This is a genomic window from Pseudomonas sp. BIC9C, assembly GCF_034541995.1.
In the GTDB taxonomy this organism is placed as follows: domain Bacteria; phylum Pseudomonadota; class Gammaproteobacteria; order Pseudomonadales; family Pseudomonadaceae; genus Aquipseudomonas; species Aquipseudomonas fluorescens_CC.
The window spans coordinates 366,581-382,419 of sequence record NZ_JAWDGM010000004.1 but is presented as its reverse complement, the minus strand read 5'-3'; the positions used below and the strand labels follow the sequence as shown (position 1 = coordinate 382,419).

Below are 15,839 nucleotides of genomic sequence, written 5' to 3'. Positions count from 1 at the left end.
CAAGCCCTACCACAGGCGATGACGATCTTCAGTGATCGGTGGCAACGCCATCCTGGACGAGAATGGCGCGGGCCAGGTCTTCGTCGCTTGCGTTGTTGAGGGCAGGATTGTCCTGACGGATCTTTTTCAACACCGCCTCCAGATAGGCACCACGAATCGCACCGCCACTGGCGACGAAGCTGGAGGCGTCATCCCGGGCGGGAATCATGAGTTTGTGGTCTTTGAACGTCGAGTACAGCGAGGCGGAAACCCCGGCGGAAGTGGCGACGTCACCGGCATCCACTTTGGCCAAAGTCGAACCTGCGGGTAAACAAAGTACCAGAGTAGAAATGATAAACAGACGACGCATGACGGTGTCCTCCGACAGCATGAAGCATAAGTGAAGTACCACATAATTTAGGATGCGCGGCGGTCCCCGAGAGTTCCCTGGCGTTGCCGACTCTGCGCATGGACCGGTGAATTCATGGTCTTGCCGCTGGCGATTTTCTCCAGCCTGATCGACTATCCGCAGCGAGGAACGGGGCAAGAGGGAGGCAGGCCGTTGAACGTCGATATTCAAAGCGTGGTGATCGGGGCGGGTGTCGTCGGGTTGGCGGTGGCCAGGGCCCTGGTCATGAGCGGGCGGGACGTGCTGCTGGTCGAGGCGGGTGAGGGCATCGGCACGGGCATCAGCTCGCGTAATTCGCAAGTGATTCATGCCGGCATCTATTACCCGGAGGGCAGTCTCAAGGCGCAGTTGTGCGTGGAAGGCAAGCGGCGTCTCTACGCTTATTGCGATGGGCACGCTGTTGATTACCGGCGCGTGGGCAAGCTGATCGTGGCCACCGATGAGCAACAGCGCTCGGCTTTGACGCGACTGTTGGAGCAGGGGCGTCTTAATGGCGTCGATGACCTGCAATGGCTGGATAGCGCACAGGCCCGGGAGCTTGAACCGGCGTTGTCCTGCGTCGCGGCACTGTGGTCGCCCTCTACCGGCATCGTCGATTCCCACGGACTGATGCTGGCGCTTCAGGGTGATGCACAGACGTTCGGAGCGACGCTGGCCTTGCGCACGCCGCTGCTGTCGGCCCGTTGCACCGAACAGGGTTTCGAGCTGTACATGGGCGGCAATCAACCCATGACGCTGGGCTGCCGCGAATTGATCAACTGCGCGGGGCTGTCCGCTCCCGAGGTGGCGAGCGCTGTCGTCGGTCTGCCTGCGCAGTTCATTCCCCGGGCGCACTTGTGCAAGGGCAGTTATTTCAGTTTCAGCGGTCGGGCGCCGTTTCGCCATCTGGTGTATCCGGCCCCGGAGAGCGCGGGACTGGGTGTGCACATGACGCTCGACCTGGGCGGGCAGGTGCGCTTCGGACCGGATGTCGAATGGGTCGAGCACATTGATTACCGCGTCGAAGCCCGGCGGGCCGAGGGGTTCTATCAGGCGATCCGCCGTTATTGGCCGGGTTTGCCAGACAACAGCCTGCAACCGGCCTACAGCGGCATTCGCCCGAAAATCAGCGGGCCGACTGAGCCGGCCGCCGATTTTCTCATCAGCGGATGCGCCGAACATGGTGTGCCGGGGCTGGTGAATCTGTTCGGCATCGAATCACCGGGGCTGACCAGTTGCCTGGCGCTCGCCGAGCGCGTGGTGGCGCGCCTGAACGACCGATGATCAGGGCTGGCGCTGCTTCGCGGCCATCGGGTCTATGCTAGGGAGTGCGCTTACCGCCATCGGAGAATTCTGATGATCACCGTACGCACTGCCTGTCTGCTGGCCGATTACAAACGCTGGGCCAATCAGCGCCTCTTTGACAGCCTTGCAGCGCTCCCTCCAGGCGAAGTCAAAAAAGAACGGGTGTCGGTGTTCAAAAACATGATCGGCACTCTCAATCATGTCTATGTGGTGGATTGCATCTGGCGAGCGCACCTTGAAGGCCGGGGGCATAACTTCAAGACTTCACATGATCTGCTGCATGCCGATCTGTCCGAACTGCGCATGGCGCAAAAAGAGATCGATCGCTGGTATTGCGACTGGAGCGCCCGGCAAACCGATGCCTCTCTGGACAAGCCTGTGGAGTTCACTTTTGTCTCGGGCGAAAGTGGCGTCATGAGTGCCGGCGCGATGCTGATGCACGTGGTCAATCACGCCAGCTATCACCGTGGCTGGGTGGTGCAGATGTACTTCGAGATCCCGGCCATGCCACCGGTCACCGACATGCCGGTGTACCTGCGCGAGTCCGAGCCGTTCCTGTTCCGCCCGGTCAGCGTGCCGGCAGTGGAACCGCCATGTGCTGTACAATTTTCGAGCGCAACCAGCGTTCTGCCGGATCGTTATCGTTGACCCCGTTCCAGACCATCGACAATTCGGACAGGTTGATATCAAAGGGTGCATCGTCCGCCCGCAACTGGCTGCTGCCTTCTATCAACGCACTGGCCGCGTAGTCCGGCACGGTGGCGAGCATGTCAGTACCCGCCAGCAAGGCCCGCAACCCCGCGAACTGTGGCACCGCCAGCACCACCCGGCGCGAACGGCCGATCCGTGCCAGGTCGTTGTCGATGGCGCCGCTCAAATCCCCGGAAAACGACACCAGCGCGTGGGGGCGTTCGCAGAACTCGTCCAGGGTCAACGGTCCGGGACGGTCATCGCCGCGCAGGATCTTTACGCTCAAGTCGCGCAATTTCCTGCGCTTGGCGTTGGCCGGCAATTCCGTGGTGTAGCTGATGCCGACGGAAATCTCGCCGCTGGCCAGCATCGACGACATCAGCAGGTAATTCACCCGGCGCACCACCACCACGACGTTCTGCGCCTCCTCGCGAATCTGCTTGAGCAGCGGCGGAAACAGCCCGAATTCGGCGTCGTCGGACAGGCCGATGCGAAACACGTCGCGACTGGTGGAGGGCTCGAAATCCTTGGCCCGGCTGACTGCACCGGAAATGGTGTCCATCGCCGGCTGCAATTCCTTGAGAATCTGCAATGCCCTCGGGGTCGGCTCCAGGGTTCGTCCGTTGCGCACCAGCAACGGGTCGTCGAACAGATCGCGCAACTTTGCCAGCGACGCGCTGACAGCGGGCTGACCGAGGAACAGCTTTTCCCCGGCCCGGGTCAGGTTCTTCTCGAACATCAGGGTTTCGAAAATCACCAGGAGGTTCATGTCCACGCGGCGCAGGTCGTTGCGGTTCATGCCGGGGCTCTCGGTGGTTTTTTGAGTCTTCTCAGTAAAGCATCAAACCCATGAAAAGGAACCTGTGTGTACCGCACTTGTGGCGAGGGAGCTTGCTCCGCCGGGTCGCGCAGCGGCCCCAAAACCTGTCGGCGTGTTCATTCAGGTTATTCGCGTGAAGTGGATTTACGACTGCTGCGCAGCCGAGCGGGAGCAAGCTCCCTCGCCACAAGGTTTCAGTCAACCGACTCTGGTTCGGTCAGCACTTTCCTGAATGTCTCCACCAGCGGCCGCAGGTTGATCCGGTGCCACGTCGCCCACAATGGCGTGGTGAAGGAAATCCACGGCACCTCCCGCAGTACCACCCCCGGCGGGGCGTTGCGGCTCAGGCCTTTCCGGATCATCGCGATGCCCAGCCCCGACGCGACCAGCCCCAATGCGGTGAAGGGTTCGGTGGCTTGCATGCGGATATCCGGGGTGAAGCCGGCGCGGATGCAGGCGCTGACGAAGTCGTCGTGGCAGCTGGCGTTCTGCCGGTGCTGCACGCCGATCCACTCCTGGTCGGCGAGGTCGGCCGGGGTCAGCACGGGCTGCTGCGCCAGCCGATGGTGCTCGGGCAGGGCCAGCAGCATCGGGTCGTCCAGCACTTGAAAACCCAGCAAGTCCGGGTCGTCATCGGTCGGTGGTTCGCTGACCAGGGCAATATCCAGGCTACGTTGGCGCAAGCCTTCGAGCTGTTCTGTCGAGCTGAGATTGTAAAGCGCCACGTGTACGTTCGGCCGGTCGACCCGCAGCACGCGCAAGGCATTGGGCAGCACGCCGGGGCGTGAACAAGGTTGAGCCCTGCGAGCTGACCCTTGATCTGAGCGAGGCGCAGCCGGACGGTTTTCTGCTGGCGGGTCGCTACACTCTTCTCGACCATGATCGCGCCTTGCAGCGCTTGATGGACGCCGCCCTGGCGCAGGGCGTCGAGATCGTGGTAGGCGGTCCTTACAGCTCGGGCATTCTGGCCGGCGGCGCACACTTCGAATACCAGAAGGCCAGCCCGGCGATCATCAGCAAGGTCGAGCAGATCAAACGTATCGCGGCGGCCCATGGTGTTGATATCAAGGCGGCTGCATTGCAGTTCTCGTTGGCTAACCCCGCCGTTGCGGCGGTGATTCCCGGTTCCAGCCGCCCTGAGCGGATTGTCGAAGATGTCGCCGCGCTGTCAGCGGTGATCCCAGCAGCCTTCTGGCAAGCAATGCGCGAAGCGAAACTGGTGTCCGAGCGCGCACCTTTGCCGATCATTGGAGCATGAGTATGAAAATCGATCTGACTGGAAAACTCGCCATTGTCAGCGGCAGCACCGCCGGCATTGGCCAGGGCATCAGCAAGGCGCTGGCCGAATCCGGCGCCACGGTGGTCGTGATCGGCCGCGAGACGGCCAAGGTCGAGCAGGCGGTGGCGAACATTCGCCAGCAGGTGCCGGGTGCTCAATTGCGTGGGCTGACTGCCGATCTCGGAACGCTCGAAGGTGCGGAAAAACTGTTCGCCGCCGAGCCACGGGCCGACATCCTGGTGAACAACCTGGGGATCTACAACGCGGTTGATTTCTTTGACACCCCCGACAGCGAGTGGACGCGGTTCTATGAGATCAACGTAATCTCCGGTGTGCGCCTGTCCCGGCATTACGTGCCGGACATGGTCAAACAGGGTTGGGGGCGGGTGATTTTCCTGTCTTCGGAATCCGGGATCGCGATACCGGCCGACATGCTCAACTACGGCGTGACCAAAAGCGCCAACCTGGCGGTGTCCCATGGGCTGGCCAAGCGGCTCGCGGGCACCGGGGTGACGGTCAATGCGATCCTGCCGGGGCCGACATTGACCGACGGCGTGGAGCAGATGCTCAAGGACGCCACTGCCGAATCGGGGCGCAGCGTTCGCGAAGAAGCCGACGCCTTCGTGCGCAGCGCCCGGCCAACGTCGATCATCCAGCGGGTAGCGGATGTCGAGGAAGTGGCGAACCTGGTGGCCTACATTGCTTCGCCGCTATCCTCGGCCACCACCGGCGCAGCCCTGCGGGTCGACGGCGGTGTCGTCGACAGCCTGGCCATCTGAACCTTATTGATTGGAGAAAGCATTACATGGCAACTGCATCAGCCTATATCGACATCCCGGCTTCGGCCGACCAGGTCTGGCAATTGATTGGCGGTTTCAACTCGCTGCCGGACTGGCTGCCGTTCATCCCCAAGAGCGAACTCAGCGAAGGCGGGCGCGTGCGCAGCCTGCAAACGGCGGACGGTGCGGTGGTCATCGAACGCCTGCAAGCCTTCGACAACGCGGGCCAAACCTACAGCTACTCGATTTTGCAGGCACCCTTTCCGGCGACTGATTATCTGGCAACGATCAAGGTTCAAGCACAAGGCGAGGGCGCGCGGGTGACCTGGTCCGGTCGGTTCGAACCGGTGGGTGTGAGCAACGAGGAAGTGGTGGCGTTGTTTACCGGGATCTATCAGGGTGGGCTCGAGGCGTTGCGGGCCAATTATCCGGCCTGACCGTCAAAACACCAATCCCCTGTAGGAGCGAGCCTGCTCGCGATGGACGTCAACGATAACGCGGGCTGTCTGAATCCCCGCGGTGCCCCGGCATTTTTCGCGAGCAAGCTCGCTCCTACAGTGGTGTCAGGCTTGAGGAATCAAACTCTCCCGACAATCGAGCACCAGCCGCGCGCCTCCCAGTTCACTGCTGCCCACCTCCAGCGTAAACCCGTGCAGGCTGACAATTGCTGCGACGATGGACAGCCCCAGCCCGAAGCCGCTTTTCTGATTGCCCGCCTCGGCGCGATAGAAACGCTGGAACACCGCTTCACGTTCCGCCTCGGGAATGCCCGGGCCGGAGTCGAGCACTTCGATGCGCGTGTGCCCGCCATCGTTGACCCCGCGCAAGATCACTGCGCCGCCGGGCGGGGTGAATTTGATCGAGTTGCTCAACAGGTTCGCCACGGCTTCGAACAGCAGTGCCCGGTCGCCATTGAGGGGTGGCAACGACGCGGGCAGGTGCAGTTGGAACACCAGGCCGTCGTCTTCCGCCAGGGGCAGATAGAACTCATGCAGTTCCTGCAACAACGCCACCGGGTCCAGTTGCACGAAACCGGAGCGGCGCTGGCGGTCTTCCAGTTCGGAAATCCGCAGCAAGCCACGGAAACGCGCCATCAACGTATCGGCCTCGGCCAGCACCAGGTCCAGTTGCAGGGCCTGCGGTGAACCTTCGCCGGCTTGCTGCTGCATGCGGTAAAGCTGTGCGCGCAGGCGGGTCAGGGGCGTGCGCAGGTCATGGGCGATGTTGTCGCACACGCCCTTGACCTCGTTCATCAAGCGCTCGATGCGTTCGAGCATGGCGTTGACGATGGCGGCGAGCATGTCCAGTTCGTCACGCCGATTGGACAGCGGCAAACGCCGGCTCAGGTCGCCAGCAACGATGGCTTCGGCGCTGGCCTGGATGGCGCGAATGCGTCGCAACGGCCGGCGCCGCAGCAGATACCAGCCGACGATGCCTGGCACGATGGTCAGGGTCACGCCCCAGAACAGGGCGTGAAGGATGATTCGGGTCACGGCGAACAGCGAACCGTTGTCGCGCACCAGCACCAGCCAGCGGCCGTCGAGGGTGGGGGTCGCCACGGCATCGCAACTGTCGGCGGGCAGCGTCTGCTCGCCGCTGTCGTCGGAGGCGTCGCAGTCGCGCAGCGTGTGGATCCTGCCATCGAGCGGCAAGCCGTCCGGAATGTAGCGCAGGGCGCCGCTCAGGTAACGGTGCCGGGCATCGAACAGGCCGTAGGCGTCGATGCCGCGGATGTCGAAGGTCATGCTCACGGCGAGGGCGTCCACCAGTTGCTCGCCCGAGAAGCGCGAGAACAGGTGCTGGCGTTGCATCAGCGAATGCTTGGCCAGGTTGTCCAGGTAAGCGGAAACCTCGTAGTACATGACCCCCATGAGAATCCCGCTCCAGATCACGAACAGCGAACTGTAGAGCGCCAGCAGACGACTGCTGGAGGAGCGCCAGCCTTTAGACGGGTTCGGCAATGACATAACCCGAGCCTCGCACGGTCCGAATCAGTGGGACATTGCCAGGCGGGTCGATCTTCTTGCGCAGACGACCGATGTGGACGTCGATCAGGTTGGTGCCAGGGTCGAAGTGGTAACCCCAGACTTCCTCGAAAATCATCATCCGCGAGAGGATTTGCCCGGTATTGCGCATCAGGAATTCCAGCAGTTTGTATTCGGTGGGCAATAGCGTCAGCAACTGACCGTCGCGGCTGGCTTCGTGGCTGATCAGGTTCAACTCCAGGTCCGCCACCCGCAGCGTGGTGGCCTGGGCGGTCACGGTATTCTGCCGGCGCAGCAGGACTTCGACCCGGGCAGCCATTTCATCGGTGGCGAAGGGTTTGGTCAGGTAGTCGTCGCCGCCGGCGCGCAAGCCGCGCACACGCTCATCGACGTCGGACAGTGCGCTGATCATCAGGATCGGCGTGGCCACGCCCATGGTCCGCAGCGTGGTGACAATCGCCAGGCCATCGAGCCCGGGCAACATGCGGTCGAGGGTGATCAGGTCATAGTTGCCGCTGACCGCACGTTCCAGCCCTTCGCGGCCATTGTCGACCCAGTCGACGTCGAGGCCGTGGCTACTCAGTTCGGCGACAATTTCCCGGGCGGTCACGGCGTCGTCTTCGATGGTCAAGATGCGGGTCATGGGGCTGGCCTGATTAAATGTTCACAACGTTGTGCGGCATTTTGCCAAGAAATGCTCGCAGGCTTTCTAAATAAAAGTTCATGGGCATTCCGGGTTTCGGCCAATGCATAAGCCCGCTGAGCAAACTTGCTGCCACAAGAGAATGCAATCCCCTGTGGGAGCGAGCCTGCTCCGGGCGGCGTTCCGACGAAAACGGTAGGTCAGGCGAAGCGAGTCCACCTATTCAATCGGCGTATCCACAAACACCTCAAGCCCTTCGGCATACTCCGTGAATGCGGCGATCCGGGGGAACTGCGCCGCACTCACCTGATCCGGCACCACCAGGTTGGTAAAGCTCCAGGCCACGGCGAGGGTAATGCCGTCCTGCTCAATCGCGCCGTCAGTCTTCAGCGGCTGATTTTCCAGCTCCCGCTCCAGCGCCGAATAGGCTGCCGTCAGCTGTCCTTCGACCCGCTGCACCCAGGGTTCGAATTGGATCTCCGCCGGCCGCAGGTTGCGCTCATAGTAAAGCTGCACGGACTTTTCGCTGGCGGCCAACGCCAGGCCAATCAGGCGCAGCGCACGCAGGCGTTGACCCGGTTCGGCGGGCATCAGGCTTTTTTGGGCCAGGGTTTCCAGGTAGTCGATGATCAGCGTCGAATCCATCAACACCTCACCGTCATCCAGCACCAGCGTGGGCGCCTTGACCACCGGGTTGATCTGCCGGAACTGTTCGAAGTGGCGGAACACCGAGACCGACTGATGTTCCAGCGTGATTCCCAGGCGTTTGGCAGAAATGGCGGCGCGCCTTACATAGGGCGAGTCCAGCATACCGATCAGCTTCATGGTCCTTTCCTTTATATGGCCATTTCGGGAGGGACAACCTTAGCTGAGGTTCGCAACCCTGCAAATGACCGTGAAAAATGCCCGGTGCCAGCCGTTTGTCTTCTATATACAGCCGCTCGATTGAATTTCTTGCTATAAACGCACTCCGATTACCGCCTCAAAGCCTGCCGTAGAGCATTTTCAGGGCTTTGTCGGACAAATTCGCTGTCTTTTCAGTTGCTGAGGCCTCAAGTCGGCCTTAGACTGCCGCCCCTCGTAAATTGAGTGCCGGGTGGCGCTTGGAACAAACGGCGCCTTTCCGATGGCCTGCCCAGGTCTGCCGGAACGCTCCCTTATTCGCCTTAATGCACGTTTTTTTATAGAGATATCAATGACAAAGGACAAGTTGCTGGCCATGCCGGCGGATGACTACATGAATGCCGAGCAACATGCTTTTTTCTCCGAGCTGTTGCAGAACATGAAAGTCGAAACCCATGAGCGCATCGAACAGAACCGCATCGCCATCGAAAGCCTGGACACCCCGGCCGATCCGGCAGACGCGGCTTCGGTCGAAGAAGAGCGCACCTGGCTGGTGAACGCGATCGATCGCGACCAGCGCATGCTGCCTCAGTTGGAACAAGCGCTGGAACGCATCAAGGAAGACAGCTTCGGCTGGTGCGACGACAGCGGCGAGCCGATTGGCCTCAAGCGCCTGCTGATCAGCCCGACCACCAAGTACTGCATCGAAGCTCAGGAACGTCACGAGCAAATCGACAAGCACCAGCGTCAGGCCTGATTCTGCGAGGCAGCCCTTTTGATCCGGGCTGCCTTGAAAAGATCGCAGCCTGTGGCAGCTCCTGCGCAATTGAAGCAGGACGCTGCCGCAGGCTGCGATCTTTGTTTTCTGCCGTCTTCGATTTCCCGGTTCTTCTATTGATCTGCTGCAACGTTCGCGACTAAAGGCTCATGGATAATGGCCTTATGGTGGCGTTTAATGCGAAGACAACAATTAGAAGCTTTCCGGGGTGACGATGATGACGAGAGACGGGTCTCTGGTTGCGGCAGTGCCTGCACCAGTGCTGTTGCCGAAAAACCGCTGGCTGACACCGACGCTGCAAAGCATCGCCCTGATGCTGTTGTTATGTGGCATGACGCTGGGCGACTGGTCGCTCTACCTTGGCCTGCCCCTGGCCGTATTGATTGTCTGGTTGCCTCGCCTGCGTTCGCGCGCGACCCCGGAGGCTGCTTGCCCCGACAACTCCGATGCCATCGGCGAGTTGACTCGCGATCTTTCCTACACCACCAGTCATAACGCGCTATCGGCTGCCGGTGTGGCGTTTTCGGTTCGACAACTGGCGGAAAAGCTGCAATCGCAGCTCACGGCGGCGGCCCGGATCGTCAGCAACGCCGAGGTCATGATCACCACCGAACACGCCGCCTCGACGCTCAGTCGCCAGGCGTTGAGTGCCGCCAGCGAGGCTCATCAAAGTGGCGCGGTCGGGCGTACGGAACTGATCGAGTCCATTGCGCGCATGCATCAACTCAGCCAGCGCGCCAGCAACAGCCGTGAACTGATCGAAGCCTTGAGCCTGCGCAGCGATGATATCCAGCGCGTGACCCTGGTGATTCAGTCCATCGCCAGCCAGACCAATCTGTTGGCGTTGAATGCCGCCATTGAAGCGGCGCGGGCGGGGGAGCACGGTCGCGGGTTTGCCGTGGTGGCCGACGAGGTTCGTGGGCTCGCCGCCCGCACGGCGGCCGCCACGGGTGAAGTCGGCGAGATGGTGGCCGATATCCAGCAACGCACGGCGCAGGTGGTGGAGCAGATCCGCCAACTGTCCAGCGACCTCGACACCGGTGTCGGGCAGGTCGAACGGACGGGGCAGCACCTGGAGAACATTGCCCGTCTGGCGGCCAGTGTCGAGTCCAAGGTCGGAGAAATCGCCCGAGGGGCAGACACCAACCGTGAACAGCTCGACAGCCTGTTTCACGCCATCGAACAGATGCGCAGCGACCTGGCGGTCAGCGACCAGCAGACTCAACGTCTGGCCCAAGCGGCGGTGCAAATGGAAGGGCAGGCGGAAACCATCAGCGAGCGTCTTGCCGAGGTGGGACTGGATGACTATCACCAGCGGATCTTTGACCTGGCCCGGGAAGGCGCGAGCCAGATCGCAGCGCGTTTCGAGGCGGATATCGACACCGGTCGAATCAGTCTCGACGACTTGTTCGACCGCAATTACCAGGTCATCCCCGATACCAGCCCGGCCAAGTACCAGACGCGTTTCGACCGCTACACCGATCAGGTTTTGCCAACCATCCAGGAGCCGTTGTTACCGCGTCACGAAGGATTGGTGTTCGCCATCGCCTGCACCCAGCAGGGTTATGTGCCGACCCACAACCATGCGTTCAGTCAGCCGTTGACGGGCGACGCGCAGATCGACGCCTTGCAGAACCGGACCAAGCGCAAGTTCGCCGACCGCACCGGGATCCGCTGTGGCAGTCATCAGAAGGCTGTGCTGCTGCAAACCTATACCCGCGACACCGGAGAGTTGATGCACGATCTCTCGGTGCCGATCATGCTCAAGGGCCGGCATTGGGGCGGTTTGCGCCTGGGCTACAAACTGGAAAAGCCGCGCTAGAAACCCCGGCTGCCGGGCAACTGTTACACATTTTGCAATTAACCTGTGCAGGGTTTTGCTGTTTCCTCGGCGAAAGACTAATTAACATATCTATTAATTAGGTTGCTAATGAAGTTCGAGAGGTCAGCATGCAAGGCAAAGTTGATGTCGCGGTCATGATCGGCAGCGGAGTACCTGCCAATCTGCGCTCCATGGGGCGCAAGGTGTGCTGGGTGGTGTTGCTCAATGGCGAGCGCCGGGGCACGGCGTTCTCCAGTCGAGACGAAGCGGAAGAGTGCAGGGCTGCCTGGTTGGCGCAATTGAACGCCGAAAGACCTGGCAGCCTGCATTGAGGCGGTCAGTGCGTCTGGTGCATGCGCAGGTTCAGGTCGTCGACCACCCGCGCCCAGTCGGCGTCTTCGCGTAATTGTTCTTTGAGGAAGCCGGCCTGTTGCGGTGACCAGAACTCGGCGTCGATGAGCTTCTTGTCGTCAGGCAGGAAATGGCCGGCAATGAAGTCGTCGATCGCTTTCTGGCTGGAGTCCAGGCCGAGCTGGTCGAACAGGCCTTTCAAGTCGTGTGTCGGTGATTCCATCTTCATCTCCTTGCAGGTCATCAGTCGGGTCGAGGGGCAACGCGCGGTACCCAGGCTTCGAGGGTGCTGCACGGGTGGAGTTCGATCGCGATGTTCAAGCGCAACAGTGAGCATAGACCGCCAAACCGACAATCAGGCTTTCAGTGCCCCTGCATCGACCGCCGCCTTCAGTTCCCGGGCCGATTCCTGGGCCGCAATGGCGGCGACATCCGGGGTTTTGAACCAGCGATCCTTTTCGACCTGGTGATACGTCACGGTCTTTAACGGTGGTTTGGCGCGCATGACAATCACGGCCTGGAATTCACCGTCGATTTCTCTGGCTTCACCCCGGATAAAAAACTCGCCGATATCAAATTCCGTCACGTTGCAGACTTCCCCTGGAAATACATTGTTGTTGTCAACGTAACCCGATTTTTCCGGATCCGTTTTATTGGGCAGGCAGTATGGCAGTAGTTGCCCGTCGACGGCTGAGATAAGTCGACGGGCAGACCAAACGTCCATGGAAAGGCGCTCGGTGGGCATGTCAACTGTGTGACTCCAGAAGCCGGGCGAGGGCGCAGGCTTCGTTATGATTGGCTCGGAAACCTCTTACGTAGCCTGTAGAAATTTCCTTGATATGAAAGAAGGCAATGCCCGCCATCACCACCTGAAATCGCGGGCGGGGCGGGACATCGGGAAGCGGTTCGTGGCGGCGGAACCGTGCCGGGGGCGAGATCGGCGCGGTTTCCGAGTCAGGCACCAAGGGATAGGCAAAGTGGGTCAGCATGCACATATGAAGTCCTTTTCATTGTTTTACCGACGTATGTACGTCGTTTTGGCTAGTCTCCAAGAGCATCGCTGCTCTAGAATCACCCTCACTGGTGGGTGAATGATGTTTATCTAAAGCAATTTTTTACGCACGATATGTAGGAAAAGATTTTTTCTTGATGAGATTTTTCCCCGAAGTTGATAGTCCATAATTTTCTGGCAGCAGGAAGGGAGTTTTCCTTCAACCTGTGACGAACGCCAGCCAGGACGACACGAGTGACGTTTCAGTAGTCTTCTCAAGCTTCGTGATGAATGAGTGCACTACTCATTCAGGACATCAATCCGGGTTCTTTGGCTACACCTTCGGCATTGCCGCTTTTTTGGCTGTGCGTTTATTTTTCGCGCACGACACCATTTTTCAGATGTGGGGATGTTTCCTTGGCAGTAAGTAATCTCGATATGCATGCTTTGTTCGTGCTGGGTGATTTGCGCGCAAAGCTGGTCAAGCAGTTTCAGTCACGTTTCGTTTACCTCACCGAACAGAACGCTGAAGGCATTTACATTGCCGAAATCGACACCGAATCGGCCCTGGTGGTGGACGACAAACCCGGACTCAAACTCAAGGTCGGCGATCATTTCAGCGCTTCGGTGCTGCCCAGTCGCGAAGGCGGCAAGCTGGACATCAGGTTCCGCGACATCAAGCTGACGGTTTACGGAATTGGCGATTACGCCTTCGTGACCACGGCCGACGGTCAGGGGATTGTGTTCAAGGAGGGGCACAGCGTGGTGACGGTGTTTGCCGCCCATCAACAGTTGCAGGAAGGCCTGACCAAGACCCTGAAAGCCGTGACCGCCAAAGCGGCCAAGTGGCGCAAGGGCGAGCTGGTGACCTTCAAGGCCAGCGAGTGATGACCCTGACCCGCGCCGATTTCCACGAGCACAACCTGGTCAGCGCACAAGACGACGCGCGGCGGCTGTTCGGGCAGAAGACCATTCTGCAAGGAGCCTGGCTGAATTGGGTGGCGTCACAGCTTTACCAACTGCAACCGGCGGAGTACGCCAGCATGGTCAGGCGAGAGTTGATGCGATTGCAGGAAACTTCCGAAAATTGATCCACGCACCTCGAAAGCAGGAACCTCTACTACAGTCAATGAACTGAGTATTCAGAGGCTTCGCGGTCTGCTGCCAGGCCATCCTGCTATTGCTGTGAACAGCACGAGGTGCAAAAGCATGAACGGATTTCGACGGTTGCTGGCTGCTGTCCTGGCCACTTTCGGTTTGCTGGCGACACCGGCCCCGGCGTTGGCCGCCCAGACACCCATCCACTTCGCCGACCTGAACTGGGAAAGCGGCAGCCTGATTACCGATGTCCTGCGTATCATTGTCGAGAAGGGCTACGGGCTGTCGACCGATACCTTGCCGGGCACCACCATCACCCTGGAAACCGCGCTGGCCAACAATGACATCCAGGTCATCGGCGAAGAGTGGGCCGGTCGCAGCCCGGTCTGGGTGAAGGCGGAAGCCGAAGGCAAAGTCGTCAGCCTCGGCGATACGGTCAAGGGCGCTACCGAAGGCTGGTGGGTGCCGGAATATGTGGTCAAGGGCGACCCGGCCAAGGGCATCAAGCCGCTGGCGCCGGACCTGCGCAGCGTCAGCGACCTGCCGCGTTACAAAGACGTGTTCAAGGACCCGGAAGCCCCGACCAAGGGGCGTTTCCTCAACAGCCCTATCGGTTGGACCTCGGAAGTGGTCAACAAGCAGAAGCTCAAGGCGTATGGGCTGGACGACAGCTACGTGAATTTCCGCAGTGGTTCGGGCGCGGCACTGGATGCAGAGATCAGTTCGTCAATTCATCGTGGCAAGCCGGTGCTGTTTTACTACTGGTCGCCCACGCCGTTGCTTGGCCGCTTCAAGCTGATTCAACTCGAAGAGCCACCGTTCGACGCCGAGGCCTGGAAAACCTTGACCGACGCCGACAACCCCAATCCGCAGCCGACCCGTTCCCTTGCCTCCAAGCTGTCGATCGGGGTGTCCACCCCCTTTCAGAAACAATACCCGCAGATTGCCGAGTTCTTCGCCAAGGTCGACTTTCCGATCGCCCCCCTGAACAAAGCGCTGGCCGAAATGAGCGAGAAACATACACCGCCGCGCCAGGCTGCGCAGGCGTTCATGAAGGCTCATCCGGACGTCTGGCGGGCCTGGCTGCCCAAGGACGTGGCGGATAAAGTCGCCACCGGAATGTGAGCGGCCGCCGGTATGAACTTTTGATCTTGCACTTGCCCGCGCACGACGGGAAAAGCCGGCTAGCCTGTTCTGTTCAAATCCCTTTCAAGGACCTCTGAACCATGACCTTGTTGTTGGCTCAATGGCTGGTGACGATCTTCGCCGTGATCAGTCTGGTGCATGTGTATTGGGCGTTGGGTGGTGAGTGGGCGGCGGTGGCGGCGGTCCCGCACGTACCGCAGGAGGGCAGCGCACAACTGCGGCCGGCGTTCAAGCCACGGGGCTGGATCACACTGGTGGTGGCCGCGGTACTGCTGTCGATTGCCGTGCTGGTGTGCTGGCGGGTGGGGTGGTGGCTGCCACCGTTGCATCACTGGTCGTTGCAGTGGGTGATCAGCGCAATTGCGATTTTGCTGTTTGCCCGGGCCATTGGCGATTCGGAGCTGGTGGGTTTTTTCAAAGAGGTCAAAGGCTCGGAATTTGCCCGGCTGGACACTTGGGTTTACTCGCCGTTGTGTGTGGTGCTGGGGGCCGGGTTGTTGGCGGTGGCCTGGGTCTGAGACAGACAGGTCCTGATGTATCGACAGGTCTATCGCCTTCGCGGGCAAGCCCGCTCCCACAAGGTTCAGCGCAACCCCTCTGGGAGCGGGCTTGGTCCGGGCGGCGATCCGACGAAGAGGCCGGTCCAGGCACTAAAAAATTTGCTTTAACTGCTGCTTTCGGTCCGACGGCTGCTCACTTCGGCCGGCACATCATCCCCGGCCATGCGTTTGCGAAACAGTGCCGCCCGGGCCAGCAGCAAGGTGGTCACCGGTACGGTAATCGCCAGCAGGATCGGAATCAGCCAGGCGTGCAATACCGGCGCGGACTTGAGCGCCGAAAAGTAGATGATCGAAGCCAGTGCCACGCACCAGGCTCCGAGCGTCGTGAGGCCAGGGCGGGTGGGTGCATGCGCTGGAAATAATCCTTCATGCGCAGCAGGCC

The 15,839-nt window shown here is 60.6% G+C and carries 19 protein-coding genes and 3 pseudogenes; 12 read left to right on the top strand and 10 right to left on the bottom strand.

Annotated features, from left to right (window positions below; all coding sequences use genetic code 11):
* Positions 1-28: 28 nt before the first annotated feature.
* The gene (locus tag RS887_RS19595) at positions 29-349 is read right to left on the bottom strand and encodes a DUF2388 domain-containing protein (RefSeq protein ID WP_322616639.1); all 321 of its coding nucleotides are present in this window, start codon (positions 347-349) and stop codon (positions 29-31) included.
* A gap of 192 nt (positions 350-541) precedes the next feature.
* Between RS887_RS19595 and RS887_RS19590 the strand changes: the two genes are divergently transcribed.
* Both RS887_RS19590 and RS887_RS19585 read left to right on the top strand, forming a co-directional pair.
* The gene (locus RS887_RS19590) at positions 542-1,651 is read left to right on the top strand and encodes an NAD(P)/FAD-dependent oxidoreductase (RefSeq protein WP_322616823.1); all 1,110 of its coding nucleotides are present in this window, start codon (positions 542-544) and stop codon (positions 1,649-1,651) included.
* Positions 1,652-1,723: 72 nt separating this feature from the next.
* Positions 1,724-2,320: a DinB family protein gene (locus RS887_RS19585; RefSeq protein ID WP_322616638.1), complete on the top strand. Its 597-nt coding sequence runs from the start codon at positions 1,724-1,726 to the stop codon at positions 2,318-2,320.
* Here RS887_RS19585 and RS887_RS19580 read toward each other — a convergent pair.
* Together RS887_RS19580 and RS887_RS19575 are read right to left on the bottom strand one after the other, a co-directional pair.
* The gene (locus RS887_RS19580; protein ID WP_111289336.1) at positions 2,241-3,161 is read right to left on the bottom strand and encodes a LysR substrate-binding domain-containing protein; all 921 of its coding nucleotides are present in this window, start codon (positions 3,159-3,161) and stop codon (positions 2,241-2,243) included. The two genes, RS887_RS19585 and RS887_RS19580, sit on opposite strands and share 80 nt — an antisense overlap.
* A 215-nt stretch (positions 3,162-3,376) precedes the next feature.
* A pseudogene (locus tag RS887_RS19575) lies at positions 3,377-3,961 on the bottom strand (LysR family substrate-binding domain-containing protein); the annotation flags it as partial.
* Between the two features lie 2 nt (positions 3,962-3,963).
* Between RS887_RS19575 and RS887_RS19570 the strand changes: the two are divergent.
* The 3 genes and pseudogenes from RS887_RS19570 to RS887_RS19560 all read left to right on the top strand — a co-directional run.
* A pseudogene (locus RS887_RS19570) lies at positions 3,964-4,440 on the top strand (aldo/keto reductase); the annotation flags it as partial.
* A gap of 2 nt (positions 4,441-4,442) precedes the next feature.
* A complete protein-coding gene (locus tag RS887_RS19565) occupies positions 4,443-5,240 on the top strand; it encodes an SDR family NAD(P)-dependent oxidoreductase (RefSeq protein ID WP_322616637.1) in 798 nt (265 codons plus the stop codon).
* A gap of 26 nt (positions 5,241-5,266) precedes the next feature.
* Positions 5,267-5,677: an SRPBCC family protein gene (locus tag RS887_RS19560; protein WP_322616636.1), complete on the top strand. Its 411-nt coding sequence runs from the start codon at positions 5,267-5,269 to the stop codon at positions 5,675-5,677.
* A gap of 126 nt (positions 5,678-5,803) precedes the next feature.
* On the opposite strand, the gene RS887_RS19555 is transcribed toward RS887_RS19560, so the two are convergent.
* From RS887_RS19555 to RS887_RS19545, 3 genes are all read right to left on the bottom strand, one after another.
* Complete coding sequence (locus RS887_RS19555) at positions 5,804-7,207, bottom strand: HAMP domain-containing sensor histidine kinase (protein WP_322616635.1); 1,404 nt, start codon at positions 7,205-7,207, stop codon at positions 5,804-5,806.
* On the bottom strand, positions 7,185-7,868 hold the full coding sequence (locus RS887_RS19550) for a response regulator transcription factor (protein ID WP_008020526.1): 684 nt from the start codon (positions 7,866-7,868) through the stop codon (positions 7,185-7,187). Before RS887_RS19550 ends, RS887_RS19555 begins: the two co-directional genes overlap by 23 nt.
* A 219-nt stretch (positions 7,869-8,087) precedes the next feature.
* The gene (locus tag RS887_RS19545; RefSeq protein ID WP_322616634.1) at positions 8,088-8,693 is read right to left on the bottom strand and encodes a glutathione S-transferase N-terminal domain-containing protein; all 606 of its coding nucleotides are present in this window, start codon (positions 8,691-8,693) and stop codon (positions 8,088-8,090) included.
* A 370-nt stretch (positions 8,694-9,063) separates the two neighbouring features.
* Here RS887_RS19545 and RS887_RS19540 point away from each other — a divergent pair, with 370 nt between their 5' ends.
* The 3 genes from RS887_RS19540 (at position 9,064) to RS887_RS19530 (ending at position 11,643) form a co-directional block, all read left to right on the top strand.
* Entirely contained in the window at positions 9,064-9,468 is a 405-nt protein-coding gene (locus RS887_RS19540) for a TraR/DksA family transcriptional regulator (protein ID WP_007935965.1), read from the top strand.
* A 235-nt stretch (positions 9,469-9,703) separates the two neighbouring features.
* Positions 9,704-11,311 (top strand): methyl-accepting chemotaxis protein, encoded by a 1,608-nt coding sequence (locus RS887_RS19535; RefSeq protein ID WP_416339983.1) that lies wholly within the window; start codon positions 9,704-9,706, stop codon positions 11,309-11,311.
* Positions 11,312-11,439: 128 nt separating this feature from the next.
* Complete coding sequence (locus RS887_RS19530; RefSeq protein ID WP_322616633.1) at positions 11,440-11,643, top strand: hypothetical protein; 204 nt, start codon at positions 11,440-11,442, stop codon at positions 11,641-11,643.
* Between the two features lie 5 nt (positions 11,644-11,648).
* Here the strand turns inward: RS887_RS19530 and RS887_RS19525 are convergent, their stop codons facing one another.
* The 3 genes from RS887_RS19525 to RS887_RS19515 form a co-directional block, all read right to left on the bottom strand.
* Positions 11,649-11,885 (bottom strand): DUF2789 domain-containing protein, encoded by a 237-nt coding sequence (locus tag RS887_RS19525; RefSeq protein ID WP_015094504.1) that lies wholly within the window; start codon positions 11,883-11,885, stop codon positions 11,649-11,651.
* Positions 11,886-12,017: 132 nt separating this feature from the next.
* Positions 12,018-12,248 (bottom strand): hypothetical protein, encoded by a 231-nt coding sequence (locus RS887_RS19520; RefSeq protein WP_008020538.1) that lies wholly within the window; start codon positions 12,246-12,248, stop codon positions 12,018-12,020.
* A 160-nt stretch (positions 12,249-12,408) separates the two neighbouring features.
* Positions 12,409-12,657: a hypothetical protein gene (locus RS887_RS19515; RefSeq protein WP_322616632.1), complete on the bottom strand. Its 249-nt coding sequence runs from the start codon at positions 12,655-12,657 to the stop codon at positions 12,409-12,411.
* Between the two features lie 434 nt (positions 12,658-13,091).
* Between RS887_RS19515 and RS887_RS19510 the strand changes: the two genes are divergently transcribed.
* The 4 genes from RS887_RS19510 to RS887_RS19495 all read left to right on the top strand — a co-directional run bounded on the left by RS887_RS19510 (position 13,092) and on the right by RS887_RS19495 (position 15,415).
* On the top strand, positions 13,092-13,541 hold the full coding sequence (locus RS887_RS19510; RefSeq protein ID WP_322616631.1) for a hypothetical protein: 450 nt from the start codon (positions 13,092-13,094) through the stop codon (positions 13,539-13,541).
* Positions 13,541-13,744: a hypothetical protein gene (locus RS887_RS19505; protein ID WP_322616630.1), complete on the top strand. Its 204-nt coding sequence runs from the start codon at positions 13,541-13,543 to the stop codon at positions 13,742-13,744. The genes RS887_RS19510 and RS887_RS19505 overlap by 1 nt, the downstream gene beginning before the upstream one ends.
* 118 nt (positions 13,745-13,862) lie before the next feature.
* On the top strand, positions 13,863-14,876 hold the full coding sequence (locus RS887_RS19500; RefSeq protein WP_322616629.1) for an ABC transporter substrate-binding protein: 1,014 nt from the start codon (positions 13,863-13,865) through the stop codon (positions 14,874-14,876).
* Between the two features lie 101 nt (positions 14,877-14,977).
* On the top strand, positions 14,978-15,415 hold the full coding sequence (locus RS887_RS19495; protein WP_322616628.1) for a DUF3995 domain-containing protein: 438 nt from the start codon (positions 14,978-14,980) through the stop codon (positions 15,413-15,415).
* A 146-nt stretch (positions 15,416-15,561) separates the two neighbouring features.
* Here RS887_RS19495 and RS887_RS19490 read toward each other — a convergent pair.
* Positions 15,562-15,827 (bottom strand): annotated as a pseudogene (locus RS887_RS19490) (Na+/H+ antiporter subunit G).
* Positions 15,828-15,839: the final 12 nt, after the last annotated feature.